Source organism: Sodalis sp. RH16 (assembly GCF_047324245.1).
Lineage (GTDB): Bacteria > Pseudomonadota > Gammaproteobacteria > Enterobacterales > Enterobacteriaceae > Acerihabitans > Acerihabitans ligni.
In genome coordinates this window covers 2,965,290-2,989,993 of record NZ_CP178737.1, presented here as the reverse complement: position 1 = coordinate 2,989,993, position 24,704 = coordinate 2,965,290, and the positions used below count along the sequence as shown (strand labels likewise).

Sequence of the window (24,704 nt, the reverse complement as noted above, 5' to 3'; positions counted from 1 at the left end):
CTTGCCCCGCAGTTGACTTGATGATGGCCGATACGAAAAGGCGACCCTCCGGGGCCGCCTTTTTATTTACTGCTGTTATTTATGCTTATTTATACAGTTCGGCACTGCCGCGCAGCGTATTATTGCCGCCGGCCGCAACGATGCGGTAAGACGACGCATCAGCTGCCTGCGCCTTGGCGGCCAGCTGGGATTGCAGATCGGTCAGCGAACCTGTGGTACTGGCGGAAACCATACCCACGGGTTGTTCATTGGCGGGGCGTGAAGTGACTTCCTGAGCGGCTAAGCTGGCAAAAGATAACGTACTCAGGGCAATGGCTGCGATAGCTAATTTCAGGTTTTTCATAATGTCTAATCTCTTCTCGTTAATCAGTTATAAACGGGACGTTAATATCTTAACGTTCGATAATTAAATAATAGACGCGATCCCGCCAACGATCAAGTATTTTTTTAATAACCGTTAATTAAATATGTAAACCCTTATTTTTTGCCCTGAAGAAAATTTACCTGCCCTTGCAAACCGGCCTGCAAGCGCTCAGTCCGGCGCAAATCACACTTATCAATGCCGTTTTAGTACAACATAGCCACTGGCTGCTCGAAGGATTGCGGGCTGCAAATGCCCGATAACAGGCGAAATATCATGAATATAAAAAAAATAGCCTTGGCGGTGGTTATCCTGGCGCTGATTGCCGCAGCCGTCTATGGCGTGATGGCGTACCGTGGCCGGCAAAACCAGGCGTTGACCTTATACGGTAACGTGGATATCCGTACCGTCAATCTCGCTTTCCGGGTGGGAGGCCGCCTGGCGCAGCTGGCGGTGGACGAGGGGGACAGTATCCGACCGGGCCAGGTGCTGGCTACATTGGATGACGGGCCTTATCGCAACGCCCTGCAGCAGGCGCAGGCCAATGTTGCAAGCGCGCAGGCCAAACTGGATTTGCAGTTGGCCGGCTATCGTAGCGAAGAAATCGCCCAGGTGCGCTCGCAGTTGGCGCAGCAGCAGGCGGCCTATAATTATGCCGAAAGTTTCTTCCAGCGCCAGCAGGGGGCATGGGCAAAGCGGGCTATTTCCGCCGACCAGATGGACGACGCCTTGACCGCCCGCAACCAGGCCAAAGCGAATTTACAGGCGGCCAAGGATAAATTGCAGCAATACCAGACCGGTAACCGGCCGCAGGAGATCGCCTCCGCGCAGGCGGATGCCGCCCAGGCACAGGCGGCTCTGGCTCAGGCGGCGCTGGATGTGGCCGATACCGTGCTGTTGTCCCCCTCCGCCGGCACTATACTGACCCGCGCCCAGGAGTCCGGCAGTATGCTGAATGCCGGCGGCACCGTCTTTACCCTGTCGCTGACCCGGCCGGTGTGGATCCGGGCCTATATAGATGAACGTTATCTTGCCCAGGCGGTGCCCGGCAGCGCGGTGGACATCAGCGCCGACGGACTTCCCGGCAAGGTCTATCACGGCAAAATCGGTTTTGTTTCGCCCACCGCCGAGTTCACGCCCAAAAGCGTCGAAACGCCGGAATTGCGCACGGACCTGGTGTATCGCCTGCGAATCATCGTTACCGACGCCGATGACCGGCTGCGGCAAGGTATGCCGGTGACGTTGCGCTTTCCTTCCATCGCAGGCGTCGCCGATGCCCGCTAACCCTATTGTGCTCAGCGCGTTGGAGAAAACCTTCCCGGGGCTTGATAAACCGGCGGTGGCAAGCCTGGATATGGTAATACAAAGCGGTGCGGTAACCGGATTGGTGGGGCCTGACGGCGCGGGTAAAACCACCCTGTTGCGCATGCTGGCCGGTTTATTGACCCCCACCGGCGGCACGGTGCGCGTCATGGGGTTGGACCCCATCAAGGATGAACGCCGGCTGCGTGCCGTTCTCGGTTACATGCCGCAAAAATTCGGCCTGTATGAAGATTTGACGGTACAGGAAAATCTAGCGCTGTATGCGGATTTGCGCGGCGTTACCGGCCAACAGCGCCATGACACCTTCGCAAAATTATTGCAGTTCACCGATCTGACCCATTTTACCGGCCGCCTGGCCGGCAAGCTGTCCGGCGGCATGAAGCAAAAACTCGGCCTGGCCTGTACCCTCATCGGCCAGCCCAGGGTCCTGCTGCTGGACGAACCGGGGGTGGGGGTGGATCCCATTTCCCGGCGCGAACTCTGGCGCATGGTGCATGAACTGGCGGACGACGGTATGCTGATCCTCTGGAGCACTTCTTACCTGGAAGAAGCGGAACAGTGCCGCGACATTATGCTGCTTAACGAAGGACGTTTGTTATACCAGGGCGCGCCGAAAGATCTCACCGGCCGGATGGCCGGCCGCACCCTTCTGGCCGGTACGCGGTCCGGTACCCATCGTCAATTGCTGCAGCGGGCGCTGCGTCTGCCGCATATCAGCGACGCGGTAATACAGGGCCGATCGGTGCGTCTGATCCTGGCTAAAGATGCCGATCCCGCGACCCTTGCCGACGCGCTCATGCTGCCGCCGGAAAATATCACCGAAACCGACCCGCGATTCGAGGATGCCTTTATCGATTTGCTCGGCGGCGGTCCCTCCATCAAAACCGCCCTGGCGGACATTATGCCTTCGGTGGCGGGGGATCGGGGGGAAGTTGTCATCGAAGCGCGGGATCTGACAAAAAAATTCGGTGATTTCGCCGCTACCGACCGGGTGAGCTTCCGGGTGCGCCGCGGAGAAATCTTCGGCTTGCTGGGTCCCAACGGCGCCGGAAAATCCACCACCTTTAAAATGATGTGCGGTTTGATGGCGCCCACCGGCGGTAAAGCGCTGGTACTGGGAATGGATTTAAAAACCAGCTCCGGCAAAGCGCGCCAGCGCCTGGGATATATGGCGCAAAAATTTTCCCTGTACGGGAATCTGACCGTGGAACAAAACCTGCGATTTTTTTCCGGTGTGTACGGCCTGTGGGGTAAACGTCAGCGGGAAAAAATTGCCGCCATGAGCGATGCTTTTGATTTCAAACCTATTTTTAAAAAAACGCCGGATACCCTGCCGCTGGGATTCAAACAGCGTCTGGCGCTGGCCTGCTCGCTGATGCATGAGCCGGCTATCCTCTTTCTCGATGAACCCACTTCCGGCGTCGATCCCATTACCCGCCGGGAATTTTGGCTGCATATCAACGGCATGGTGGAAAAAGGCGTGACGGTCATGGTCACCACCCATTTCATGGAGGAAGCGGAGTACTGCGATCGCATCGGGCTGGTGTACCGCGGCAAATTGATTGCCAGCGGCACCCCCGACGACTTGAAGCGGCGGGCGGCGGATGCGCAGTCGGCGTCCCCCACCATGGAACAGGCGTTTATCGCGCTCATCGGGCAATACGATAAGGAGAGCGGCGATGAAGCGGCATGACGGCGGCGGGCTTTCCTGGCGCCGGCTGCGCGCCTTATGCCTCAAGGAAACCCGCCAGATCCTGCGCGATCCCAGCAGCGGACTGATAGCCTTTGTCATTCCCATTATGCTGCTGTTCATTTTCGGCTACGGCATCAATCTGGATTCCAGCCGCCTGCATATCGGCATACTAATGGAGCAGCAAAGCGCGCCGGCCCGCGAACTGGCCTACGCCTTTGCCGGCTCGCCTTATATCTCTCCCACCACCGGCACCAATCGGCGGCAGCTCATTGCCCGGATGCAGTCCGGCGACATCCGCGGCCTGATTGTTATTCCGGCGGACTTTGACATTAATATGGAGCGCGCCGGCAACAGCGCGCCCATCCAGGTGATCACCGACGGCAGCGAGCCCAATACCGCCAATTTTGTCCAGGGATACGCTCAGGGAATCTGGCAGCTTTGGCGACAGCAGCGCGCCGAAGATCATGGCCAGCCCCTGGGGCAATCAATAGATATCAGAATACGCTACTGGTTCAATCCGGCGGCGGTCAGCCGGAATTTTATCATTCCCGGCGCCATCACCATTATCATGACGGTGATCGGCGCCATCCTGACCTCGCTGGTGATAGCCCGCGAGTGGGAGCGCGGCACCATGGAAGCGCTGCTGTCCACCCAGGTCACCCGCGGCGAACTGCTGTTATCCAAGCTCTTGCCCTATTATGTGCTCGGCATGGCGGCCATGGCGCTGTGCATGGCGGTGTCGGTGTTTGTGATGGACGTGCCGTTTCGCGGCTCACTGTGGCTTTTATTCGGTATCAGCAGTCTGTTTCTCGCCAGTACGCTGGGCATGGGACTGCTGATATCCACCCTCACCCGCAATCAGTTCAATGCCGCCATGGTGGCGCTGAACGCGGCCTTTCTGCCCGCCGTGATGCTGTCCGGGTTCATCTTTCAAATCGACAGCATGCCCGCCGTGGTCCGTGCCATCACCTATATCATTCCGGCCCGCTACTTTGTCAGCACCCTGCAAAGCCTGTTTCTGGCGGGCAATATCGGCGGGATACTGGTGATAAACACCCTGTTCCTCATGGCCTCCGCCGCGGGATTTATCGGCCTGACCGCCTGGAAAACCCGGCGCAGGCTGGATTAAGGAGTCGTTATGCTGCACCGGTTATGGACGCTTATCATCAAGGAACTTCAGGCCCTGCTGCGCGATCCGCAGACCCGGGCGCTGCTGATTATGCCGGTGATTTTTCAAGCGGTGCTGTTTCCCTTTGCCGCTACCCTTGAAGTCAAGCACGCCGCCATTGCTATTTACAGCGAAGATAACGGCCAGGCGGCGGTTGAACTGACTCAGCGCTTCGCCAAAGCCCAGGCGTTTTCCAGGATTTTATGGTTGCGCAGCCCGCGGGATATCCAAACTACCCTCGATAACCAGCGGGCGCTGCTATTGATCCGCTTTCCGGCGGCGTTCTCCCGGGATTTGGCCGGCGGCGTTCCGGCGCCGCTGCAATTGATCCTCGACGGGCGCAATTCCAACAGCGCGCAAATCGCCGCCAATTATATCCAGCAGATCGTCGCCGCCTACCAGCTGGAGCTGAACGGGCAGCAGGGAACTGTCGATAACAGCCAGTTGATCATCCGCAACTGGTACAATCCGAACCTGGATTACACCTGGTTTGTGGTGCCCTCGCTGATTGCCCTGATCACCACCATCGGCGTGTTGATAGTCACCTCGCTGTCGGTGGCCCGGGAACGGGAACAGGGCACGTTGGAACAATTGCTAGTGTCGCCGCTCACCACCGGGCAGATTTTTATCGGCAAAGCGGTGCCGGCACTGGTGGTGGCGGGCTTTCAGGCCACCCTCATTCTGTTGATAGGCATATTCGGTTATCAGATCCCCTTTGCCGGCTCGCTGTGGCTGTTTTACGCCGCCATGCTGATTTACGGCCTGTCGCTGGTGGGGTTCGGCCTGCTTATCTCCTCGCTGTGCGCCACCCAGCAGCAGGCGTTTATCGGCGTTTTCGTCTTTATCATGCCGGCGATACTGTTATCGGGCTATGTGGCGCCGGTGGAAAATATGCCGCAGTGGCTGCAAACCCTGACCTGGATAAACCCGGTGCGCCATTTCACCGATATTATTAAGCAGATCTACCTGAAAAATGCCGGTTTCAGCATTATCTGGCACAGCCTGTGGCCGCTGCTGGTAATCACCGCCACCACCGGCAGCGCCGCGTATGGGATATTCCGCCGCAATATCGCCTGAGCCCACGTTATTTGTTGCCCTCGGGAGACGCGGACACCGCCCCGGAAATTTTAATGCCCTGCGTTTCACGGCCAAAGGAAACCAGCACGCAGATCAGTATCGCCACGGTGCCGGCCACCAGGGCCATCGCCAGGCCGTAATTATTGCCGTGCGCTTCGGCGATACGGGCCTGCAGGGTAGCGTTTACCGACGCAATCAAGTTGCCCAGCTGATAAACAAACCCCGGCAGTACCGCCCGTGAATTGGCTGGAACCAGCTCCGTCAGATAGGTGGGCACCACGCCCCAGGCGCCCTGCACCATGAACTGCATCAAAAACGCGCCGACGCCGATCATGACCGAACCGGTGGAAAACGCCCACAGCGGTAACACCGGCAGCGTCAGCAGCGAAGCGATAATCATCGCCTTTTTACGGCCGATTTTTTCCGAGAAGGTGCCGAAAACGATCCCGCCGAGCATCGCGGCGATGTTATAGCAGATAGCAATGATACTGACGGTATGCGGGGCAAAGCCATGCTGCACTTTCAGGAAGGTGGGATATAAGTCCTGGGTACCGTGGCTGAAAAAGTTGAAACAGGCCATCAGTATCACCATATAAATACATAGCCGCCAATGGGTGCGGATAATAGGCAGCAGCGCCACGCTCTCTTTCCGCTGACGGGCCGCCAGCCACACCGGCGATTCGGGGACTTTGAAATAGATATACGGCAGCAGCAGAATCGGCAGTGCGCCGATCAGGAACAGGCCGCGCCAGCCTACGCTTGTGACAAACAGGCCAAAGACGATCGCCGCCAGCAAATACCCGGCGGGATAACCGGCCTGGAAGATTCCCGACATCAGCCCGCGTGAGCGGTCGGGAATGGTTTCCATCGCCAGGGACGACGCCACACCCCAGATACCGCCCATCGCCACGCCATACAGCAGCCGGAAGGTAATAAACGCCGCCAGCGTCGGCGACCAGGCGGAGAGCAATTCAAACAGCGAGAACATAAAGACATTTACCATCAGTATGGGACGCCGGCCGAATTTCTCCGCCAGTCGGCCGAAAAGCAGCGCCCCCAGGGGACGCACCGCCAGAGTCAGCATAATAGAGATGGACACGCTGGCGATATCGGTATGAAACCAGCTGGCGAGGTCGCTTAATACAAACACCAGGATAAAGAAATCGAAGGCATCCAGCATCCAACAGGCAAAGCAAGCCGTCGCCACATTGCGCTGTACTGAGGTCCAATTGAACATAGTGATTGTCCTATCTTTAAGGTGGCCGAGGAACGCGGCGCAGAAAAAATAAGCTATGGTCAGGTAAACTGCCGGGGATATTTCCCTGTCACCCGAAAGGTGTCGTTCTGCAAAAACAATTCTTTTATACCTACCCAATAGATTTCGAGTTACAGCGCTTGCGCTGCCAACAAAGCTGTTACTGGAAAGATAAAGGATAAATGTTAACTATTTGTTTATAGCACGTTATAACCATGCAATTTAGAGGGATTTGTTACCCTCCATAACTAAGTGTAAATATTGGTAACAACCTGCGGCGCTTTGCCTATCTGCCTGGACGCGTTACGATTAAGCCGGAGCGCGGTCCGTCTCAAAGAGCCGCGATAGAATGTATCAGCTATGGGTGGAAACTTTTCATGATCAGGTTTGATGACCTGGCGTTATTTGTCCGTTCCGCCGCCTTGGGCAGTTTTTCCAATGCGGCCCGTGAGGTGGATTTACTCCCCGCCCAGGTCAGCGCGGCGATTAAGCGGTTGGAACGGGAACTTGATATACGTTTGTTTGCCCGTTCCACGCGCAGCCTGCGCCTGACTTCCGAAGGAGAGCAATATCTGCCCTATGCCGCCGGCGTGCTGCAAACCCTGCGGGAAGGCCAGGAATCACTGCGCCAGGATCCCGCCGGTCTGTACGGCATGCTGCAAATCGCCGCCCCTTCCGATTTAGGCCGCAACGTGCTTTTGCCGTGGATTAACGCTTTTCACCGCGACCATCCGCGGCTGAATTTACGGCTCTATTTTTCCGATCAGATAGCGGACGTCTTCAAGGATCCGGTGGACGTGGCTTTTCGTTACGGCATTTTCGACGACGCCAGTTACATTGCCCTGCCGCTGGCCCCGGATAATCACCGCGTGCTGGTGGCATCCCCCGACTACCTGCGCCGGCACGGGCGGCCCGGCGATTTAGCCGAACTGGCCCGGCACAACTGCCTGACCTTCGTGCTGCGCGGACGGGTCTATGATAAATGGCTGCTGTTCCGTAAAGGAGAAAAACAGGAGGTGCCGGTGAGCGGAACGGTGATAAGCGATGATGCCGAAGTGATACGCCGGCTGGCGATTGCCGGCGAGGGCATCGCCTACAAATCATGGCTGGATGTGGCTCAGGATGTACTTAAGGGCAATCTCGAACTGCTGTTGCCGGAATATCAAGGGGAATCGCTGCCCCTGAGCCTGGTTTGTCCCCACCGGCGCCAATTGTCGCCGGCGGTGCAGCAGCTTTACGACCGCGTCAAAACGGCCTGCCTGGAACTGCAGCAGGCCTATCTGTGCCGGGCGGCAACATAACCTGAATTCATTATAAACGTTCCCATGAGAATGCTTAAAATGTAGTACGTTTTTTTGGAGAAAGCGACTGCGTAGATGCTTAAAGAGGGATGACAATGGCCACACGCGACAACGCAGCGACAAAGCACAGCACGCTCAGCCACTGAGGCAGATATTTGCGGCATATTGAAAAATAGTGCTCCGGAGGGCGAGTCACCTCAATTACCGGGCAGGCTTAATACACCGCCCGGCCAGGATATCAGCTCTCTTTAACGGCCGGCTGCTGATAAAGATCCATTTCAGCCTTATAATGATCTCCGTAACCCTCGTCGTCCCAGATTTTTATCGCATATTTCTTCCATTCTTCCGCCAGGTTATCCAATTCATGGCTGAATTTAAAATAGCTGTCGCTGCCTTCATGCTGGGGAGTGGCTTTGTATTTCAGAATATGTTCTCTGAATTTGGCAGGATTATCTATTATAGGACAAGGCTGCATCAAATTTTTATTAAAGGGAATCTGCTGTTTGAATCCCTCAAAGAACGGCGATTTAAGCACCTCGATAACGCTTTTATCCCGGATGTTATCCACCGCATATTGCTGGAATACGCAAGGTTCAACGCCGCCTTTGGCATTAATATGCAAATAATTGGCCCCGCCGGACATACAGCCGTTGACCAAAAAACCATGATTCCAAAAATCGGCGATAAACGCGAACCGCCCTGAAAGACGAAGCTGCTCGATTTTATGAAAACGCGCATAGCGCTGCTCGGGTGTGGGAACCAGATCAAAGGTGGCATCGCGGCCTATGGGCATATATTGGAATACCCAGATATATTCCACGCCGAGATCCTGAATGAATTGCCAATAGTCATCATTCATCAACTGATCGTGGTTTTTACGGGTTGCCATCATGGACGCGCCGCAAAGAATGCCCGCCTCGCGTAATCGGTGATAGGCGGTGACAATCTTTTGAAATACCCCCTCCCCACGCCGCCAGTCGGTCATGTCTTCCCAACCTTCAATGGAGATGGTAATGGCCACGTTACCCAATTTGGCCAGGCGCTTCACCCGGGACTCCGTCAGCAGCGTGCCGTTGGTGTACACCATGAAATAGCAATCGCTGAATTTTTCAAAAATGCGCATAATGGCGGGATAGACAAAAGGCTCCCCGCCGGTAAAGGTAAAAAAGCGTACTCCGAGGTCATAGAACTGCTGCAGGATATTCATCATTTCGTCTTCTTCGAAATGATAGCGATCGCCGTATAATGCCGAATAACACCCCTTACAGCGCAGGTTACAGGCATAAGTAGGAGAAATCAGCACCAAAAAAGGGATATGGGTGGCAAACTCCTTGCCTTTTATTCCCCTGATATTTTCACCATAGATAAGGTGATTAAATATTAAATTTTTTACTAATTTTTCTCGGGCGGTTTTATTCAGCCCACGCAGTGCCCGAATCCAGCCGGATAACATGGGATCCCTATCATGAGCCAGCCGGGCCAATTTAAGCAAATCCTCTTTACTGTCTTTGGCGAATTTCGCCCCGAGGCTAAATATCTTTTCAAAGTTGTTCTCATCGGTATTATTGATCAGTGCGGATAATACCGGAGACATGGAACTAACGATGAAATGATTTAGCTTTACACTTAAACTTTCCATCTTAATTACCTCTACCTTGCCAATATTTATTTTTGTTGGAAAACACTCTTTTTCTAAACGTTTTGTATGACAAATCATAGATCCGTTTCAATCACGTTTGAATTGATATATGTCAATTTTTTCGGAAACCCGGTGAGTCAATTCTTGTGATAATAAGCCCCGCACCGTCGCGGGTAAATAATGCAGCACACATTTTAGCGCTGATAGCGATGGGAATCGCGATCACCGATCGCACAGTGGACGTGTTAAAGGGAGACCGTGCCGAGGGGGTCGAAGCGGGCGTGGTTCTCCCGCCCGCCGGAGCGGCCCCCGGCTCGGTAGGCCCACGATCACCGATCGCGCAGCGGCCGTGTTAAAGGGAGACCGTGCCGAGGGGGTCGAAGCGGGCGTGGTTTTACCGCCCGCCGGAGCGCCCCCCGGCTCGGTAGGCCCGCGATCACCGATCGCACAGCGGACGTGTTAAAGTGAGACCGCGGCGGCGATCAATGCCTGACCCAGGGCCAAGCCGCCGTCTCCCGCCGGCAGACGGGCCGGCGCCAGCACCCGCAGCCCCCCCAGCTCCTGCAGCAACAGCTCCTTAAAAAGACGATTATGCAGCACCCCGCCCGACAGGACGATGGTGTCGATACCTTCCCGGCGTGCCGCTTGGCGCGCCAGCGCGGCAAAGCCCCGGGCCAGGGCCAAATGAAAGCCATAAGCACGCAGGGGCGGTTCGGCCCGCCAGGCCAGCCACTGCCGCCAGAACACCGCCAGATCCAGCCGGTTGTCCAGCACAGGCACGGTAACCGGAATATCCGCCATTCGGACGGATACCGCTTCCCAGGCCAGGGCCTCCAGCCGGCAGGCGGCCTCGCCTTCCCAGCTGATTTCCCGCGGACACAGCCCGAGCGCCGCGGCAACCGCATCGAACAGCCTTCCCGTCGACGAGGCTTCCGGCGCGTTAATGCCCCGCGCCACCGCCCGCGCCAGAGGCTCTCCCAGGGCCGGCGGAATGGCCTCCGCCTCCGGCAGGTCCCGCCAGCCGGGCACGAAGCGCAGCCATTGCGCCAATAGATTACGCCACGGCTGGCGCGCCGCCATATCTCCCCCCGGCAGGGGAACGGCCGGTAATCCCCCCAGCCATTCGCAGCCGAGATAATCCACCTTCAGACACTCGCCCCCCCACAGCGCGCCGGGATCGTCGCCCGGTAGATTTGAACTCAGATCAGCCGGATTGCCGGATCGTTCCCGGCCAAAGCCCAGGCCATCCAGGGCCAAGCCGATAACCGGTCCGGCGTTGCGCCCCCAGCCGTGTTCCGCCAGGCAGGCGACAATATGCGCATGGTGGTGTAAAACGGTAACGCAGGGCAGACCCAATTCCTCTGCCAGGGTGGCGCCCCAGCGACGGCTGAGGTAACCGGGATGGGCATCCACCGCAATCCGGTCCGGGATAAAATTCCAAATGGCGCCGAACAGCGACAGCGCCCGCTGCTGCTGTTGGCGGATCCCCTCATCCGCCAGATCGCCAAGATGCTGGCTAAGTACCGCCTGCCCGTCCCGCAGCAGGCAGAAGGTATTTTTCAAATCCGATCCCATGGCCAATACCGGCGGGCACTGTTCAAAACCGGGGGGCAGCGGGAGGGCATCCGGCACATACCCCCTGGAACGGCGCAGCATTTCCACCTTATCACCCGCCAGCCGCACCAGTGAGTCATCGGCGCGCTGCAGGATATCCCGGTCATGCAACAGCCAGCTGTCCGCGATAGCCGAAAGATCCGCCAGCGCCCGCGCATTATCCAGAGCCGGCGGACGGCCGTTGAGATTGCCCGAGGTCATGACCAGCGGACGCCCTACCCGTTGCAACAGCAAATGCTGCAACGGGTTGGAGGGCAGCATCACGCCGATCTCATGCAGGCCGGGTGCTATCAGGGAACACAACGCCTGTTCTTGCTTTCCGTCGGGATACCCTGCAACGGATCCCGGCTTAACGGGTTGGCCAAGGACGACCGGTCCCGAGGCGGAAACCGTCGCCATCCCCGGCTGCGGAATAAGCACAATGGGCGCGGCTGGAGATCGCAGCAGGGCAATCAAGGCGTCCGATACCGGATCGGCGCAGCGGCGCAGCCAGTGGATATCCGGCATCATGACCGCCAGCGGCTTGGACGGCCGGCGTTTGCGCCGCCGCAGTTTCGCCACCGCCGCCGGGTTGGCGGCATCGCAGGCCAGATGGAATCCTCCCAGCCCCTTGATAGCAACGATCTCCCCGGCCAGAAGCCGCTCCGCCGCGCTGTTTACGGCGTCATCGCCACCGGACAGTTCCTTGCCGTCCCGGTCCGCCAGCCAGACCCGCGGACCGCAGTCGGGGCAGGCATTGGGCTGGGCGTGGAAACGCCGATCGGCGGGATTTTGGTACTCGGCCAAACAGCGGGGACACAAGGGAAAAGCGTCCATGGCGGTATTGGGCCGATCATAGGGCATGCGGCGTATGAGCGTGAAACGCGGGCCGCAGTGGGTGCAATTGATAAAAGGATAATGAAAGCGCCGGTCGGCCGGATCGTTCAGTTCCGCCAGGCAGGCATCGCAGGTTGCCGCATCCGGCACTACCTGGGTGGACATACCGCCGCCCCCGCTGGGGAGAATGGTAAAGCCCTCCGGCGCCTCGTCCCAGCGCCAGGGCAGGGTTTCAATGCTGTGGATTTCCGCCAGCGGCGGGCAGGCCTGCCGCAGCCGCCGGATAAATATCCCGGCGTCGTCACACCGCAGGCGCACCTCGACGCCGGCGCCATTGTTGCTGACATCGCCGGTTAATCCCAGCTCATGGGCCAACTGCCAGACCACCGGCCGAAACCCCACGCCCTGCACCTTACCCTTGATGCGCAGCAGGATACCGTTGTGGGACATATTTTTCCTCCGCTGAACGGAACCTGGGCCCCGGCGACATCCTAACTTGTATTCCACTGGCATTCGCCGCCGGGGCACGCACCAGAGCGGACCTTACTAGAATAACGTGGCCTCGTCTGCCTAACTAGCAAATACGGGGCAGCGGCTCGTCATGGGGCAGATCCAGAATGCGGCTGACGCCATAGAGTCCCCGCAATCTCACCTGCTTGTCGTCGGTCACCCGGCCTATTACCGCCGCGTCGCGTCCCAATGGGTGCCGGCGCAGCGCCTGGAGAACCTGCTGCTCCGCCGCCGCCTCTACCACCAGCAGCAATTTTCCCTCATTGGCGAAGTTCAGCGCATCCAATCCCAGCAGTTCGCATATCCCCCGTACCGTGGTTTTCACCGGCAGCGCCGCTTCGTCCACGGTCATGCCGTAGCCGCTGCCGCGGGCGAACTCATGCAGAATGGCGGTCACGCCGCCCCGTGTGGCATCCCGCAGGGTGCGGATACCGGCGATGCCCCGCAGCGGCGCAATCAACGGAGCCAGCACCGCGCAATCGCTGGACAAATCCGCCTCCATGCCGAGGTTCTCCCGCAGATTCAGAATGGTGGCGCCGTGATCTCCCAGGGTGCCGCTCACCAGAATACTGTCGCCGGGGCGGATAGCGGTCACGCCCCATTCCACCGTCGCGGGGATCACCCCCAGGCCGGCGGTATTGATAAACAGTTTGTCCACCGCGCCGCGGGGCACCACCTTGGTGTCGCCGGTGATAATCTGTATGCCGGCGCCGCGGGCGGTATCGGCCATGGAGCGCACCACGGCCTCCAGAGTTTCCAGCGCCAGCCCCTCTTCCAGGATAAAACCGCAGGAGAGCCAGCGCGGCGTCGCGCCGCTTACCGCCAAATCGTTGGCGGTGCCGCATACCGCCAGCTTGCCGATATCGCCGCCGGGAAAAAACAGCGGATCGACAACGTAGCTGTCGGTGGTAAAGGCCAGCCGGTCGCCCAGGGCATTCAGTTCGCTTAATGCCAGCCGGGCCTGATCTTCCCCGGTGGCCAGCAGCGGATTGTCAAAGGCGCTGACAAACACGCCTGAAATCAACGCCTGCATGGCGCCGCCGCCGTTGCCGTGCGCCAGCGTAATCTGTTTCATGCCTCACTCCGACGATATTGATACCAGGCGGCGCACGCCCCTTCCGAGGAAACCATCAACGCCCCGAAGGCGTTTTCCGGCGTGCATACTCCGCCAAACAACGGACAATCCGCCGGTTTGCAGCGGCCGGTCAGCACCGCGCCGCAGCGGGCGCGGGGATCGTCCGCCACCGGCTGCGGATCGGGATTGAAACGCCCTTCGGCATCATAGGCCGACCACTCCGGCCGCAGGCTGACGCGGGAATCGTCGATGACCCCCAGGCCGCGCCACTCGCTGGCGCCTTCGGTGATAAAAACCCGGTCCATCGCCTCCTGCGCCAGTCTGTTGCCTTCGTCCGGCACCACGCGCCGGTATTGGTTTTCCACTGTACAGCGTCCGTCCACATATTGCTCGCACAGCATCAGCAATCCCTGCAGGATATCGCCGGGTTCAAAGCCGGTCACCACCACCGGTTTATGGCAGATATCGCTGATATAGGCATAAGGCCGCTGGCCGATAACCATGCTGACATGGCCCGGGGCGATAAAGCCGTCGATGCGCACATCCGGCTGAGCCAACAGGCTTTTCAAGGTGGGCATCAGGGTAATATGCTGGCAGAAAAGAAAGAAGTTCTCCACGCCGTCGGCCCGCGCCTGCTGCAGGGTCATGGCGCTGGCGGGCATGGTGGTTTCAAAGCCAATACCGAAAAACACCACCTGCCGATCCGGATTGTTTTTGGCAATGGCCAGGGCATCCAGCGGCGACCAGACCATGCGCACATCCGCCCCCTGCTGGCGCGCGGTCAGCAGGGATCCGTTCCGGCCGGGCACCCGCATGGCGTCGCCGAAGGTACAGAAAATGACCTCGGGCCGCATGGCGATTTGCACACAGGCGTCGATGCGGCCGGCCGGCAGGACGCAGACCGGACATCCCGGACCGTGGATAAACTCCAGCGACGGCGGCAGCAGCTTATCCAGGCCGAACTTGAAAATGGCATGGGTATGGCCGCCGCAGACTTCCATTACCTGTAAAGGCTGCTCGGCGGTATAAACCGTATGGGACATACGTTCGCCGATGCGCGCCACCAGCCCCCTCACCAGCTCCGGCTGGCGATATTCATCAACGAATCGCATCGGTTTCACCATTGTGCAAAAAACAGCCATCAACAAATCGCATCGGTTTCGCCTTTGCGCAAAAAACAGCCATCAACGAATCGCATCAGTCTCGCCTCCCCGCAGGAAATAGCCTACGTCCGCTTCCACCTCCCCCATTGCCTGCAAGGCTTCCAGCGTGTCCCGCGCCTCGGACTCATCCAGCAGGCTCATGGCAAACCCTACGTGCACCAGGACCCATTTTCCCGGCAGCGCCGCCATGTCGGCATCATCGGCGCAAACCAGACGGACATTGACCCGCCGTTTGACGCCGCAGACGTCCACCCAGGCGTTGCCGTAGCCGTCGTTATCGAGCTCCACCACCTGACCGGGGATGCCTATACACATGTTTTTTCTCCAGCCCGCTCCCGCGGGCATAGTGATCGGCGACGATTACAGGCGCCGCTGCTCTTCCAGCCAGCTCAGCCAGGCATCCATGCCCTCGCCGCCGGTGGCGGACACCATCAGTACCGCAATGGAAGGATTGACCCGGCGGGCATTGGCGATACAGGTATCGACATCGAAACGCACCCAGGGCAATAAATCAATTTTATTGAGGATCATCAACCCGGCGGCGGCAAACATATGGGGGTACTTTAACGGCTTGTCCTCCCCTTCGGTCACCGACAGCACCACGACTTTACAACGTTCGCCGAGATCAAAACCGGCGGGACAAACCAGATTGCCGACATTTTCGATGAACAGCAGGCTGTTTTCCGCGGGATCCAGACGCAGGGCGGCGTCATGCACCATCTGCGCATCCAGATGACAGCCTTTACCGGTATTGACCTGGATCGCCGGCGCCCCGGTGGCGCGGATACGTTCGGCATCATTGGTGGTTTGCTGATCGCCCTCGATGACGGCACAAGGGATGCGGTCCTTCAGCCGCAGCAGCGTTTCCGTTAACAGGCTGGTCTTGCCCGAGCCGGGGCTGGAGACCAGGTTCAGCGCCAGGATGGCGCGCTGCTGGAAATAGTGCCGGTTATGGTGCGCCAGCCGGTTGTTTTTATCCAGGACATCAATTTCGATTTCCACCATCCGCCGCTGGCTGAGGCCCGGCGCATGAGTGCCCGCCTCCCCCCGGCCATAATCCAGGTCCCCCCGCGCATCGGCCTGGGGGGTAAACCCGGCCGGACCCGCCGCCGGAACCGGGCCGGGTTCACCGGCGGCGGTTAACGGCAGTGTTTGGCCGGGGGCGAGCTGGTAATAATGATTGTGGACTTCCCCATGATAGTGATGGTGGTGAATGACCTGCGCCGGCGCGGCGGGAAACACCACATGCCTTGGCGCCAGCGCCGCGGAGGGCCGGACTTCGCGCTCGGGATCATAGTGTGTGCGCTGATGGCCGCCATACGCCGGACCATCGTAGCTATGGTAATGATCGCCATGGTCGTGGCCATCGTGGCAATGGTAACGATCGCCATGGTCCCGGCCATCGTGGCTATGTTGATGCTCGTCGTGGTCATGACCATGGCGAGTATGTTGATGCTCTCCATGCCGATGGCCGTGAAGGCCGTCACCCGGTTGATTTTCATCGCCTTCGATATGACGTTCACCCTCGGCACAGCCGCAGGTACTGCACATGGCATGTCTCCTGTCATTATGAAAGTGGCGTGGCCGCTAACCCCACCCTGGGGAGTATACCCTCAAGCCACTTCCAATCGTTTGATCTGGATATGGTCGTGGGCGTCGGTGTGTAATTGATGTCCGCCGCACAAAGGGCAGACCAGGATCGGGACGCCCGGCAGGGTAACCTGCCGCCGGCAATGGCCGCACCAGGCCTCTGCCGGCTGCTGCTCAAGATGCAATACACATCCTTCGGCCAGTGTCCCGCGGCACACCATATCGAAACAGAAATTCAAAGACTCCGCTTCCACGCAGGAAAAGGCCCCGAGGGACAACCAGACGGCGGTAATACGCCGCGCGCCGTTCGCCCGCCCCTGCTGTTCCAGGATCTCCAGCGTATTTTGCGCCAGCGTCAATTCGTGCATGAGTCTCTCCGCGGTACCACCGATGCCTCTCCTATAAAGCTATGCAAGACGGGTGCCAGCGGAAAAACGGACATCCGCCGCAGGCTGAGCGACGGCGGAGACTCGGTTTTAATAAGTTAAATCAATCAATTACCAAATAATTTTCATTCGCGGCGCCTTCAGACAGAGCGCGCAATCCCGTCGTCATAAGTGACGACGGCCCAGGGGCCCGGCCTGTCGACACTTATGACGATATCCCCTTCTCTGCAGCCTGTTTTTACCATTGATGGCCGCGTTAACCCCCGGCCTATGGCCTCCCCGGGCAATAACCCTACTCATGGCATGGAAAATGCTTAGGTGCCGGTATGAATAAACCAAGCAGCCTGACTGTCATCCGTTTCTCCCGGAGGAGAGGGTTATGAACCGCTTTGTTATCGCGGAGCCACAGCTTTGTATTGGATGTAATACCTGTATGGCCGCCTGTTCCCAGGTCCATAAGGCCGCCGGATTGCAGGCGCATCCCAGACTGTCCGTTACGCGGACCGATGAAGAAAGCGCCCCCATGCTCTGCCGCCAATGTGAAGATGCGCCTTGCGCCCGGGTCTGCCCGGTGAATGCCATTACCCACGGCCCCGACGCCATCGTGCTCAATGAAAGCCTGTGCATCGGCTGTAAGTTATGCGGATTGGCCTGTCCGTTCGGCGCCATTACGCCCTCCGGCAGCAAACCGGTGAATATACCGACGATGTTTGAGAATTTCATCCCGTCGCAGCAAATGGCGGATGTGCCGGAGAGCCCGGCGAATATGAACCCCTTTCTGGCCTGGAACGCCGGGATACGCAGCGTCGCGGTGAAGTGCGATCTCTGCGGCTTTCATCCCGACGGACCGCAGTGTGTGCGGGTCTGTCCTACCGACGCGCTGGTGCTGGTAAGCGACGGCGCGGTGGAACAGGTCAGTATGTCGCGCCGCCAGTATGCCGCGCGCTGGCTCTCCGCTGGTCTGGACTCGCTTTCCCCCTCTCAACCGGAGCAGGAGTAAACATGGACGCATTTCGGTTACTTGGCGGCTCCCTCGGTTGCTATGCGGTGGGCGCCATCCTGTCATTGCTGCTGGCGCGGCGGGAAACGCTGGCTATCCAGGCCGCCGGACTGACGGCCATGGCCGGCGGCATCCTTGGCCTGCTGGCGGCCGCCAGCGTGCTGTACAGCGGCGAGACCCTGACCTACAGCGCCGCCGGGCCCTTCCCGTTTGCCGCCTTCAGCGTCCGGCTCGATAGCCTGGCGGCTTTTATGCTGTTGGTGATTTCGCTGCTGGTGACGGTGTGCGCCCTCTACTCCCTGGCCTATGTGCGGGAGTATCTGGGAAAAGGGGCGGCGGCGATGGGGTTCTTTATGAACCTGTTTATCGCCTCCATGGCCACGCTGGTGGTCATGGACAATGCCTTCTGGTTCATCATTTTCTTCGAGATGATGTCGCTGGCCTCCTGGTTCCTGGTCATCGCCGACCAGGATGAAGAGTCCATCAATGCCGGTTTGCTGTATTTCTTTATCGCCCACGCCGGGTCGGTGCTGATCATGATTGCCTTCTTCCTGATGTACCGCCAGAGCGGCAGTCTGGAATTCGCATCGTTCCGCACCCTGTCCTTAAGTCCCGCCGGCGCCTCGGTGGTATTCCTGCTGGCGTTTTTCGGCTTCGGCGCCAAGGCCGGCATGCTGCCGCTGCACAGCTGGCTGCCGCGCGCCCATCCCGCCGCGCCGTCCCATGCATCGGCGCTGATGTCCGGGGTGATGGTGAAAATCGGCATTTTCGGCATCATCAAGGTAGGTATCGATCTGCTGGGGGCCAGCGAACTGTGGTGGGGTATCCTGGTGCTGGCGTTCGGCGCGGTCTCCTCGGTGCTGGGCGTGCTGTATGCCCTGGCGGAGCACGACATCAAACGTCTGCTGGCCTGGCACACGGTGGAAAACATCGGCATTATCCTGATGGGGGTAGGGGTCGGCATGGCCGGTATCGCCGCCCATCATCCGGTCATCGCCGCGCTGGGCCTGCTGGGCGCCCTTTATCACCTGCTGAACCACGCGGTCTTCAAGGGCCTGCTGTTTCTCGGCGCCGGCGCCATTATCTGGCGGGTGCACACCCGTGATATGGAGAAAATGGGGGGATTGGGCCGCCTGATGCCCTTAACCGCCCTGGCCTTTATCGTCGGCTGTATGGCCATTTCCGCCCTGCCGCCCCTGAATGGCTTCGTCAGCGAGTGGTACACCTATCAATCCCTGTTCGCCATGAGCCGCGACGGCGGGTTCCTCCTGCGCCTGAGCGGTCCGGTGGCCATCGTGTTGCTGGCCATCACCGGCGCGCTGGCGGCGATGTGCTTTGTCAAAGTGTACGGCATCAGTTTCTGCGGCGCGCCACGCAGCGAAAAAGCCGCTTTGGCCCGCGAGGTGCCCTGGCAGATGACCGTTGCCATGCTGCTGCTGGCCCTGCTGTGCGTGCTGCTGGGTATCGCCGCGCCTGTCATCGCGCCGGTGCTGGCGGCGGTGGCCGCCGGGCTCGCCCACAGCCATGATATTACCGTGGCGCAGGGGCTGCTGCTGGTGCCGGATCAAGCCCGGCAGGCCATGCTGTCGCCGTTGCTGATCTTTATCCTGCTGCTGGTGTTGCCGCTGATTCCGCTGGGAATTTACCAACTGCGCAAAGGCAGCCAGCCGGATTATCGCCGCCGCGGCGATCCCTGGGCTTGCGGCTACGGCTGGGAAGCGGCCATGTCCATGTCGGCGGGCAGTTTTACCCAGCCGCTGCGCGTCATGTTCGCAGTCCTTTACCGGCTGCGCCGCCAGCTTGACCCCTCACCCGGCCTCAAACGTTTACTGGAACGCACAACCGAAGGGGCCGGACGCGTCGAGCCGTTCTGGGACGACAGAATTATCAATCCATTGGTACGTATCACCCAGCGGGCGGGCGGTCAGGTCCAGGTATTACAGGGCGGGGATTTTCGCATCTACTGCCTGTACGTGGTCGCCGCCCTGGTTATTCTGCTGCTTGTCACCGCCGTCTGAGGAGAGAGTCCATGTTCATGCAACCCGCGCCGACGCTGACCCTGGGGCTGTTCGCCCTGATACAGGCCCTGCTGCTGCTGGCGCTGACCCCGCTGATGACCGGCATCTCGCGCCAAATCCGCGCCCTGATGCACTCCCGGCGCGGACCGGGCATCTGGCAGGATTACCGGGATATCGCCAAGCTGCTTAAACGGCAGGAAGTGGCGCCGGCCCAGGCCGGACCCGTGTTCCGGCTAATGCCATATGTGCTGCTGGGCACCATGCTGCTGGTGGCCATGACCCTGCCGGTATTCACCCGCTTTTCGCCATTCGGCGCGGCGGGGGATCTGATTACCCTGCTGTATCTGTTCGCCCTGTTCCGGTTCGTCTTTTCACTGGCGGGGCTGGATACCGGCAGCACCTTTGCCGGCATCGGCGCCAGCCGCGAGCTGACCCTGGGCATCCTGGTGGAGCCGACCCTTATCCTGGCGCTGCTGGTGGTGGCGCTGATTACCGGATCCACCAATATCGGCGCCATCAGCGCCTCTCTTACCGCCGGCTGGATCTCCCCCACCGCCACCTTTTTGGCCCTGCTGGCCTGCGGCTTCGCCACCTTTATCGAAATGGGCAAAATCCCGTTCGATGTGGCGGAAGCGGAACAGGAGCTGCAGGAAGGACCGCTGACCGAATACAGCGGATCCGGCCTGGCGCTGGTGAAGTGGGGTATGGGCCTGAAACAGGTGGTGATGGCGGAACTCTTTCTGGCGGTGTTCATCCCCTTCGGCAAGGCGCAGATGCTTACCGCTCCGTCGCTGCTGTGGGGGCTGGCGACCGCGTTCATCAAGCTAACCCTGGTGTTTGTTCTCGCCTCCGTGATGGAAAACAGCCTGGCGCGCGGGCGCTTCTTGTTGATTCCCAGGGTGACCTGGCTCGGGTTCGGCGTTGCGGCGCTCTCTTTCGTCTTTTACCTCACCGGTCTTTAAGGAGCCAGGAAATTCATTATGGAAAATATAGCCCTTGCGACCGTTCTGGTCCCGTTCGTCGGCGCGCTGCTGACCGCCTGCCTGCCCCGGCGCATGGCGAAATGGGTCTGTACCCTGTTCGCCCTGCTGGCCACCCTGGGCACGCTCTCGCTGGCCTGGGCGTTCCATTCCGGCGGTAAAGCCGATGCCACCTACACCCTGCTGCAGTATGGCAATGCCGCCCTGATGGGGATTACCGTCGATCGCGTCAGTACCCTGATTGTTTTTGCCGTGGTGTTCCTGGGACTGCTGGTGAGCCTCTATTCCACCGGCTATCTCACCACCGGCAACCGGGAACATCCCCATGAAGGCACCAACCGCTACTACGCCTTCCTGCTGGTGTTTATCGGCGCCATGGCGGGACTGGTGCTCTCATCCACCCTGCTGGGCCAACTGCTGTTTTTCGAAATCACCGGCGGCTGCTCCTGGGCGCTGATCGGTTATTACCAAACGCCGAAAGCCCAGCGTTCGGCCCTGAAGGCCCTGCTTATCACCCACGTGGCGTCCATCGGCCTCTACCTGGCGGCGGCCACCCTGTTCCTGCATACCGGCACCTTCGCCCTCAGCGCCCTGGGTCAAATACAAGGCCCGGCGGCGCTGGTGGTGTTCGGCGGCATTCTGTTCGCCGCCTGGGGCAAATCCGCACAACTGCCGTTGCAGGCCTGGCTGCCGGACGCCATGGAGGCGCCGACCCCGGTGAGCGCCTATCTCCATGCGGCGTCTATGGTGAAAGTAGGTGTGTATATCTTCGCCCGCGCCATCCTGTCCGCCGGCGATGTGCCGCATATCATCGGCTGGGTCGGCATGGTCATGGCGCTTATCACCATGGTCTACGGCTTCCTGATGTACCTGCCGCAAAAGGATATGAAGCGGCTGCTGGCCTGGTCCACCATCACCCAGCTGGCCTATATCTTTTTTGCCTTGTCCCTGGCGATTTTCGGCTCCAAAGAGGCCTTCCTCGGCGGCATCGCCTATATCTTCAACCACGCTTTCGCCAAGAGCCTGTTCTTCCTGGTGGCCGGTACCCTTAGCTACAGCTGCGGCACCCGGTTGCTGCCGCGCCTGCGCGGGGTGCTGGGGAAAATGCCCCTGGTGGGCATCGGCTTTTGCGTCGCGGCGCTGGCCATTACCGGCGTACCGCCGTTTAACGGCTTTTTCAGCAAGTTCCCGATTTTTGCCGCCGGCTTCGCCCTGTCGAGCCAGTATTGGGTGCTGACGCCGATGATGATCCTGGTGCTGATTGAATCCGTCGCCAGCTTCGTCTGGCTTATTTACTGGTTCGGTCGGGTGGTGCCCGGCAAGCCCAGCGAGGAGGTGGCGCAGGCCGCCCCGGTTCCGCTGGCCATGAGTGTCGTGCTGGTGGTTCTGATCGTGATGTCGCTGTGCTCCAGCTTTATTGCCGTCGCCTGGCTTGGATAAGGAAAATGAATATGACCGGATCGCTTATTGTCAATAACCTGGCGGGGCTGATGATGATCACCTCGCTGCTGGTGATCGGCGCCAAACGCCCCGTGGTCTCCTGCTGCTGGTATGCCCTGCAGTCCCTGGTGCTGGTGGCTATTTTCTTCACCCTGGCGGAAACCCTGCAGGCGCATCAGCTACTGCTCTGGTCCCTCAGCGCGCTGATCACCAAGGTGATACTGGTGCCGTTGATCATGGCGCGGGCGTTCAGCAAGCTGGCGGACCCCGGCGCGGACGGCGGTTTTATCTCGCCGCCTATGCTGATGCTGGCGGCGGCGGTAATCGTGGTGCTGTGCTGGTTTGTGGTGGCGCCGGTGGAGCTGCCGATAGCCGCCACGCTGAAACCGGCCCTGGCGGTATCCCTGGGCCACTTCCTGCTCGGTCTGCTCTGTATCGTCAGTCAGCGCAACATTCTCAAACAGGTGTTCGGTTATTGCCTGATGGAAAACGGCTCGCACCTGACCCTGGCGCTGCTGGCCAACCGTGCGCCGGAGCTGGTTGAAATCGGTATTGCCACCGACGCCATCTTCGCGGTGATCGTCATGGCGGTAATGGCGCGCAAAATCTACCGGACGCTCCATACGCTCAATGTGTCCCAACTGACGGCGCTGAAGGGGTGATGAGATGAGTAATACCGCTATGATGTTCATACTGCTGGCAACGCCGCTGATTTTCTCCCTGCTGGCCTTTGCCTGCCGGTGGCTGGGCAACGGCGCGCGGGGCGCGGTAACCGCGTTGCATAGCCTGGGCATAATCGTCCTGCTGGCGGAAGTGGCCTGGGTGGTCGCCAGGGTGGCCGCACAGGGAAGCGTGCTGGCGGCGCACCAGTGGCTCTATCTGGACAGCCTGAGCGCGCTGTTTCTTTCCATACTCGGCATCATCGGCTTTATCACCGGGCTTTACTCCATGGGATATATGCGCCATGAAGTGGATACCGGCGAGATTTCGGTGACCACCCTGTGCCATTACTACGGCTTTTTCCACCTGTTCCTGTTCACCATGCTGCTGGTGGTGAGCAGCAATAACCTGATCCTGATGTGGGCGGCGGTGGAAGCCACTACCCTGAGTTCGGCGTTTCTGGTGGGGCTGTACGGCCAGCGTTCATCGCTGGAAGCGGCCTGGAAATACATCATCATCTGTACCGTCGGCGTCGCTTTCGGCCTGTACGGCACCATTCTGATGTACGCCAACGCCGCCAATATCATGCCCGATGCCGGCCAGGCGATTTTCTGGACCGAAGTGCTGAAAAACACCGCCCGGCTCGATCCCGCCCTGATGCATCTGTCGTTCGTGTTTGTGCTGATCGGATTCGGCACCAAGACCGGCCTGTTCCCCATGCACGCCTGGCTGCCGGACGCCCACAGCGAAGCCCCCAGTCCCACCAGCGCCCTGCTGTCGGCGGTGCTGCTGAACTGCGCCCTGCTGGTTATCCTGCGCTACTACATCCTGGTGAGCGGCGCCATCGGCCCGCTGTTTCCCGGCCGCCTGCTGCTGGTGTTCGGGTTGCTGTCGGTGGCGGTGGCGGCCTTTTTTATTCTGGTGCAGCATGACATCAAGCGGCTGCTGGCCTACTCCAGCGTCGAAAACATGGGGCTTATCGCGGTGGCCGTCGGCATCGGCGGACCGCTGGGGGTATTGGCGGCGCTGCTCCATACCCTCAACCACAGCCTGGCAAAAACCCTGCTGTTCTGCGGCTCCGGCAACGTGCTGCTGAAGTACGGCACCCGTGATATGGGCGCGGTAAAAGGCATGCTGCGGGTGATACCCTTTACCGCCGTACTTATGGCCGGCGGCGCGCTGGCCCTGGGCGGCATGCCGCCGTTCAATATTTTTCTCAGCGAATTCATGACGGTCACCGCCGGTTTGGCGTCCGGCCATATCCTGCTGACCCTGGTGTTATTGCTGCTGCTTACCGTAGTACTGGGCGGCCTGGTGCGCATGGTTGCCCTGACGGTTTTCGGCAGCCAGCCCGAGGCGGTCAGCAAAGGGGAGCTGGGCTGGCTCACCACGGTGCCCATGGCCGTGCTGCTGGTGCTGATGCTGGTCATGGGCACCTATATTCCGCGGCCGGTAGTCCACCTGCTGGAAAACGCCGCCGCCATCGTCCTGCAGCGCGACGCCACCACGTTTCACTGGCCCTGGGCCGCGCCGGATACCGCCGCCGTTACCCCCCATACCCCGTCTGGAGAAGTAAAGTGACTGATAACATTTCCAATAACCCTACCGATGCTCCTTCCGGTGCGTTCAGCGAAA

General features: G+C 59.6%; 20 protein-coding genes. 11 read left to right on the top strand and 9 right to left on the bottom strand.

Features of this window, described 5'->3' with window-relative positions:
* Positions 1 to 85: 85 nt before the first annotated feature.
* Positions 86 to 343 (bottom strand): multiple stress resistance protein BhsA, encoded by a 258-nt coding sequence (gene bhsA / locus ACL2XJ_RS13725; RefSeq protein WP_132923077.1) that lies wholly within the window; start codon positions 341 to 343, stop codon positions 86 to 88.
* A 294-nt stretch (positions 344 to 637) separates the two neighbouring features.
* Here bhsA and hlyD point away from each other — a divergent pair, with 294 nt between their 5' ends.
* Genes hlyD through ACL2XJ_RS13705 form a run of 4 tightly spaced genes read left to right on the top strand, consistent with a single transcriptional unit; the run spans position 638 to position 5,622 of the window.
* On the top strand, positions 638 to 1,645 hold the full coding sequence (gene hlyD / locus ACL2XJ_RS13720) for a secretion protein HlyD (RefSeq protein ID WP_413726776.1): 1,008 nt from the start codon (positions 638 to 640) through the stop codon (positions 1,643 to 1,645).
* Entirely contained in the window at positions 1,635 to 3,377 is a 1,743-nt protein-coding gene (locus ACL2XJ_RS13715) for an ATP-binding cassette domain-containing protein (RefSeq protein ID WP_413726775.1), read from the top strand. Before hlyD ends, ACL2XJ_RS13715 begins: the two co-directional genes overlap by 11 nt.
* Positions 3,364 to 4,506, top strand: coding sequence for an ABC transporter permease (locus tag ACL2XJ_RS13710; protein ID WP_413726774.1), 1,143 nt, complete (start codon positions 3,364 to 3,366; stop codon positions 4,504 to 4,506). The genes ACL2XJ_RS13715 and ACL2XJ_RS13710 overlap by 14 nt, the downstream gene beginning before the upstream one ends.
* A gap of 9 nt (positions 4,507 to 4,515) precedes the next feature.
* The gene (locus tag ACL2XJ_RS13705) at positions 4,516 to 5,622 is read left to right on the top strand and encodes an ABC transporter permease (protein ID WP_413726773.1); all 1,107 of its coding nucleotides are present in this window, start codon (positions 4,516 to 4,518) and stop codon (positions 5,620 to 5,622) included.
* Between the two features lie 7 nt (positions 5,623 to 5,629).
* On the opposite strand, the gene ACL2XJ_RS13700 is transcribed toward ACL2XJ_RS13705, so the two are convergent.
* The gene (locus tag ACL2XJ_RS13700) at positions 5,630 to 6,859 is read right to left on the bottom strand and encodes an MFS transporter (RefSeq protein ID WP_132923082.1); all 1,230 of its coding nucleotides are present in this window, start codon (positions 6,857 to 6,859) and stop codon (positions 5,630 to 5,632) included.
* 395 nt (positions 6,860 to 7,254) lie between these two features.
* Between ACL2XJ_RS13700 and ACL2XJ_RS13695 the strand changes: the two genes are divergently transcribed.
* The gene (locus ACL2XJ_RS13695) at positions 7,255 to 8,178 is read left to right on the top strand and encodes a LysR family transcriptional regulator (RefSeq protein WP_413726772.1); all 924 of its coding nucleotides are present in this window, start codon (positions 7,255 to 7,257) and stop codon (positions 8,176 to 8,178) included.
* Between the two features lie 238 nt (positions 8,179 to 8,416).
* Here ACL2XJ_RS13695 and ACL2XJ_RS13690 read toward each other — a convergent pair whose 3' ends face one another.
* From ACL2XJ_RS13690 to hypA, 7 genes are all read right to left on the bottom strand, one after another.
* On the bottom strand, positions 8,417 to 9,817 hold the full coding sequence (locus ACL2XJ_RS13690) for a radical SAM protein (RefSeq protein WP_413726771.1): 1,401 nt from the start codon (positions 9,815 to 9,817) through the stop codon (positions 8,417 to 8,419).
* Positions 9,818 to 10,276: 459 nt separating this feature from the next.
* Complete coding sequence (locus tag ACL2XJ_RS13685; protein ID WP_413726770.1) at positions 10,277 to 12,697, bottom strand: carbamoyltransferase HypF; 2,421 nt, start codon at positions 12,695 to 12,697, stop codon at positions 10,277 to 10,279.
* A 124-nt stretch (positions 12,698 to 12,821) separates the two neighbouring features.
* The gene (gene hypE / locus ACL2XJ_RS13680) at positions 12,822 to 13,832 is read right to left on the bottom strand and encodes a hydrogenase expression/formation protein HypE (RefSeq protein ID WP_413726769.1); all 1,011 of its coding nucleotides are present in this window, start codon (positions 13,830 to 13,832) and stop codon (positions 12,822 to 12,824) included.
* Positions 13,829 to 14,944, bottom strand: coding sequence for a hydrogenase formation protein HypD (hypD, locus tag ACL2XJ_RS13675; RefSeq protein ID WP_132923086.1), 1,116 nt, complete (start codon positions 14,942 to 14,944; stop codon positions 13,829 to 13,831). Before hypD ends, hypE begins: the two co-directional genes overlap by 4 nt.
* Before the next feature lie 72 nt (positions 14,945 to 15,016).
* Positions 15,017 to 15,310 carry a HypC/HybG/HupF family hydrogenase formation chaperone gene (gene hypC, locus ACL2XJ_RS13670; protein WP_132923087.1) on the bottom strand — a complete coding sequence of 98 codons (294 nt, stop codon included), beginning with the start codon at positions 15,308 to 15,310 and terminating at the stop codon, positions 15,017 to 15,019.
* 45 nt (positions 15,311 to 15,355) lie between these two features.
* Positions 15,356 to 16,546 carry a hydrogenase nickel incorporation protein HypB gene (hypB, locus tag ACL2XJ_RS13665; RefSeq protein WP_413726768.1) on the bottom strand — a complete coding sequence of 397 codons (1,191 nt, stop codon included), beginning with the start codon at positions 16,544 to 16,546 and terminating at the stop codon, positions 15,356 to 15,358.
* Between the two features lie 62 nt (positions 16,547 to 16,608).
* Complete coding sequence (gene hypA / locus ACL2XJ_RS13660) at positions 16,609 to 16,953, bottom strand: hydrogenase maturation nickel metallochaperone HypA (RefSeq protein ID WP_132923089.1); 345 nt, start codon at positions 16,951 to 16,953, stop codon at positions 16,609 to 16,611.
* Between the two features lie 397 nt (positions 16,954 to 17,350).
* Between hypA and ACL2XJ_RS13655 the strand changes: the two genes are divergently transcribed.
* The 6 genes from ACL2XJ_RS13655 to ACL2XJ_RS13630 are packed head-to-tail and all read left to right on the top strand — an operon-like array spanning position 17,351 to position 24,650.
* A complete protein-coding gene (locus ACL2XJ_RS13655; RefSeq protein ID WP_132923090.1) occupies positions 17,351 to 17,971 on the top strand; it encodes a 4Fe-4S dicluster domain-containing protein in 621 nt (206 codons plus the stop codon).
* Positions 17,972 to 17,973: 2 nt separating this feature from the next.
* Positions 17,974 to 19,989, top strand: a complete 2,016-nt coding sequence (hyfB, locus tag ACL2XJ_RS13650; protein ID WP_413726767.1) for a hydrogenase 4 subunit B — start codon at positions 17,974 to 17,976, stop codon at positions 19,987 to 19,989.
* Positions 19,990 to 20,000: 11 nt separating this feature from the next.
* Complete coding sequence (locus ACL2XJ_RS13645; RefSeq protein WP_132923092.1) at positions 20,001 to 20,951, top strand: respiratory chain complex I subunit 1 family protein; 951 nt, start codon at positions 20,001 to 20,003, stop codon at positions 20,949 to 20,951.
* Between the two features lie 18 nt (positions 20,952 to 20,969).
* Positions 20,970 to 22,409: a hydrogenase 4 subunit D gene (locus ACL2XJ_RS13640; RefSeq protein WP_413726766.1), complete on the top strand. Its 1,440-nt coding sequence runs from the start codon at positions 20,970 to 20,972 to the stop codon at positions 22,407 to 22,409.
* A gap of 11 nt (positions 22,410 to 22,420) precedes the next feature.
* Positions 22,421 to 23,071, top strand: coding sequence for a hydrogenase 4 membrane subunit (hyfE, locus tag ACL2XJ_RS13635; protein WP_413726765.1), 651 nt, complete (start codon positions 22,421 to 22,423; stop codon positions 23,069 to 23,071).
* 4 nt (positions 23,072 to 23,075) lie between these two features.
* Positions 23,076 to 24,650, top strand: a complete 1,575-nt coding sequence (locus ACL2XJ_RS13630; RefSeq protein WP_132923095.1) for a hydrogenase 4 subunit F — start codon at positions 23,076 to 23,078, stop codon at positions 24,648 to 24,650.
* The last annotated feature ends 54 nt before the right edge of the window (positions 24,651 to 24,704 follow it).

What these genes read in the sequence shown, in the direction of transcription:
- bhsA (WP_132923077.1), bottom strand. Translation starts at nt 343, where the DNA reads ATGAAAAACCTGAAATTAGCTATCGCAGCCATTGCCCTGAGTACGTTA.
- hlyD (WP_413726776.1), top strand. Translation starts at nt 638, where the DNA reads ATGAATATAAAAAAAATAGCCTTGGCGGTGGTTATCCTGGCGCTGATT.
- ACL2XJ_RS13715 (WP_413726775.1), top strand. Translation starts at nt 1,635, where the DNA reads ATGCCCGCTAACCCTATTGTGCTCAGCGCGTTGGAGAAAACCTTCCCG.
- ACL2XJ_RS13710 (WP_413726774.1), top strand. Translation starts at nt 3,364, where the DNA reads ATGAAGCGGCATGACGGCGGCGGGCTTTCCTGGCGCCGGCTGCGCGCC.
- ACL2XJ_RS13705 (WP_413726773.1), top strand. Translation starts at nt 4,516, where the DNA reads ATGCTGCACCGGTTATGGACGCTTATCATCAAGGAACTTCAGGCCCTG.
- ACL2XJ_RS13700 (WP_132923082.1), bottom strand. Translation starts at nt 6,859, where the DNA reads ATGTTCAATTGGACCTCAGTACAGCGCAATGTGGCGACGGCTTGCTTT.
- ACL2XJ_RS13695 (WP_413726772.1), top strand. Translation starts at nt 7,255, where the DNA reads ATGATCAGGTTTGATGACCTGGCGTTATTTGTCCGTTCCGCCGCCTTG.
- ACL2XJ_RS13690 (WP_413726771.1), bottom strand. Translation starts at nt 9,817, where the DNA reads ATGGAAAGTTTAAGTGTAAAGCTAAATCATTTCATCGTTAGTTCCATG.
- ACL2XJ_RS13685 (WP_413726770.1), bottom strand. Translation starts at nt 12,697, where the DNA reads ATGTCCCACAACGGTATCCTGCTGCGCATCAAGGGTAAGGTGCAGGGC.
- hypE (WP_413726769.1), bottom strand. Translation starts at nt 13,832, where the DNA reads ATGAAACAGATTACGCTGGCGCACGGCAACGGCGGCGGCGCCATGCAG.
- hypD (WP_132923086.1), bottom strand. Translation starts at nt 14,944, where the DNA reads ATGCGATTCGTTGATGAATATCGCCAGCCGGAGCTGGTGAGGGGGCTG.
- hypC (WP_132923087.1), bottom strand. Translation starts at nt 15,310, where the DNA reads ATGTGTATAGGCATCCCCGGTCAGGTGGTGGAGCTCGATAACGACGGC.
- hypB (WP_413726768.1), bottom strand. Translation starts at nt 16,546, where the DNA reads ATGTGCAGTACCTGCGGCTGTGCCGAGGGTGAACGTCATATCGAAGGC.
- hypA (WP_132923089.1), bottom strand. Translation starts at nt 16,953, where the DNA reads ATGCACGAATTGACGCTGGCGCAAAATACGCTGGAGATCCTGGAACAG.
- ACL2XJ_RS13655 (WP_132923090.1), top strand. Translation starts at nt 17,351, where the DNA reads ATGAACCGCTTTGTTATCGCGGAGCCACAGCTTTGTATTGGATGTAAT.
- hyfB (WP_413726767.1), top strand. Translation starts at nt 17,974, where the DNA reads ATGGACGCATTTCGGTTACTTGGCGGCTCCCTCGGTTGCTATGCGGTG.
- ACL2XJ_RS13645 (WP_132923092.1), top strand. Translation starts at nt 20,001, where the DNA reads ATGTTCATGCAACCCGCGCCGACGCTGACCCTGGGGCTGTTCGCCCTG.
- ACL2XJ_RS13640 (WP_413726766.1), top strand. Translation starts at nt 20,970, where the DNA reads ATGGAAAATATAGCCCTTGCGACCGTTCTGGTCCCGTTCGTCGGCGCG.
- hyfE (WP_413726765.1), top strand. Translation starts at nt 22,421, where the DNA reads ATGACCGGATCGCTTATTGTCAATAACCTGGCGGGGCTGATGATGATC.
- ACL2XJ_RS13630 (WP_132923095.1), top strand. Translation starts at nt 23,076, where the DNA reads ATGAGTAATACCGCTATGATGTTCATACTGCTGGCAACGCCGCTGATT.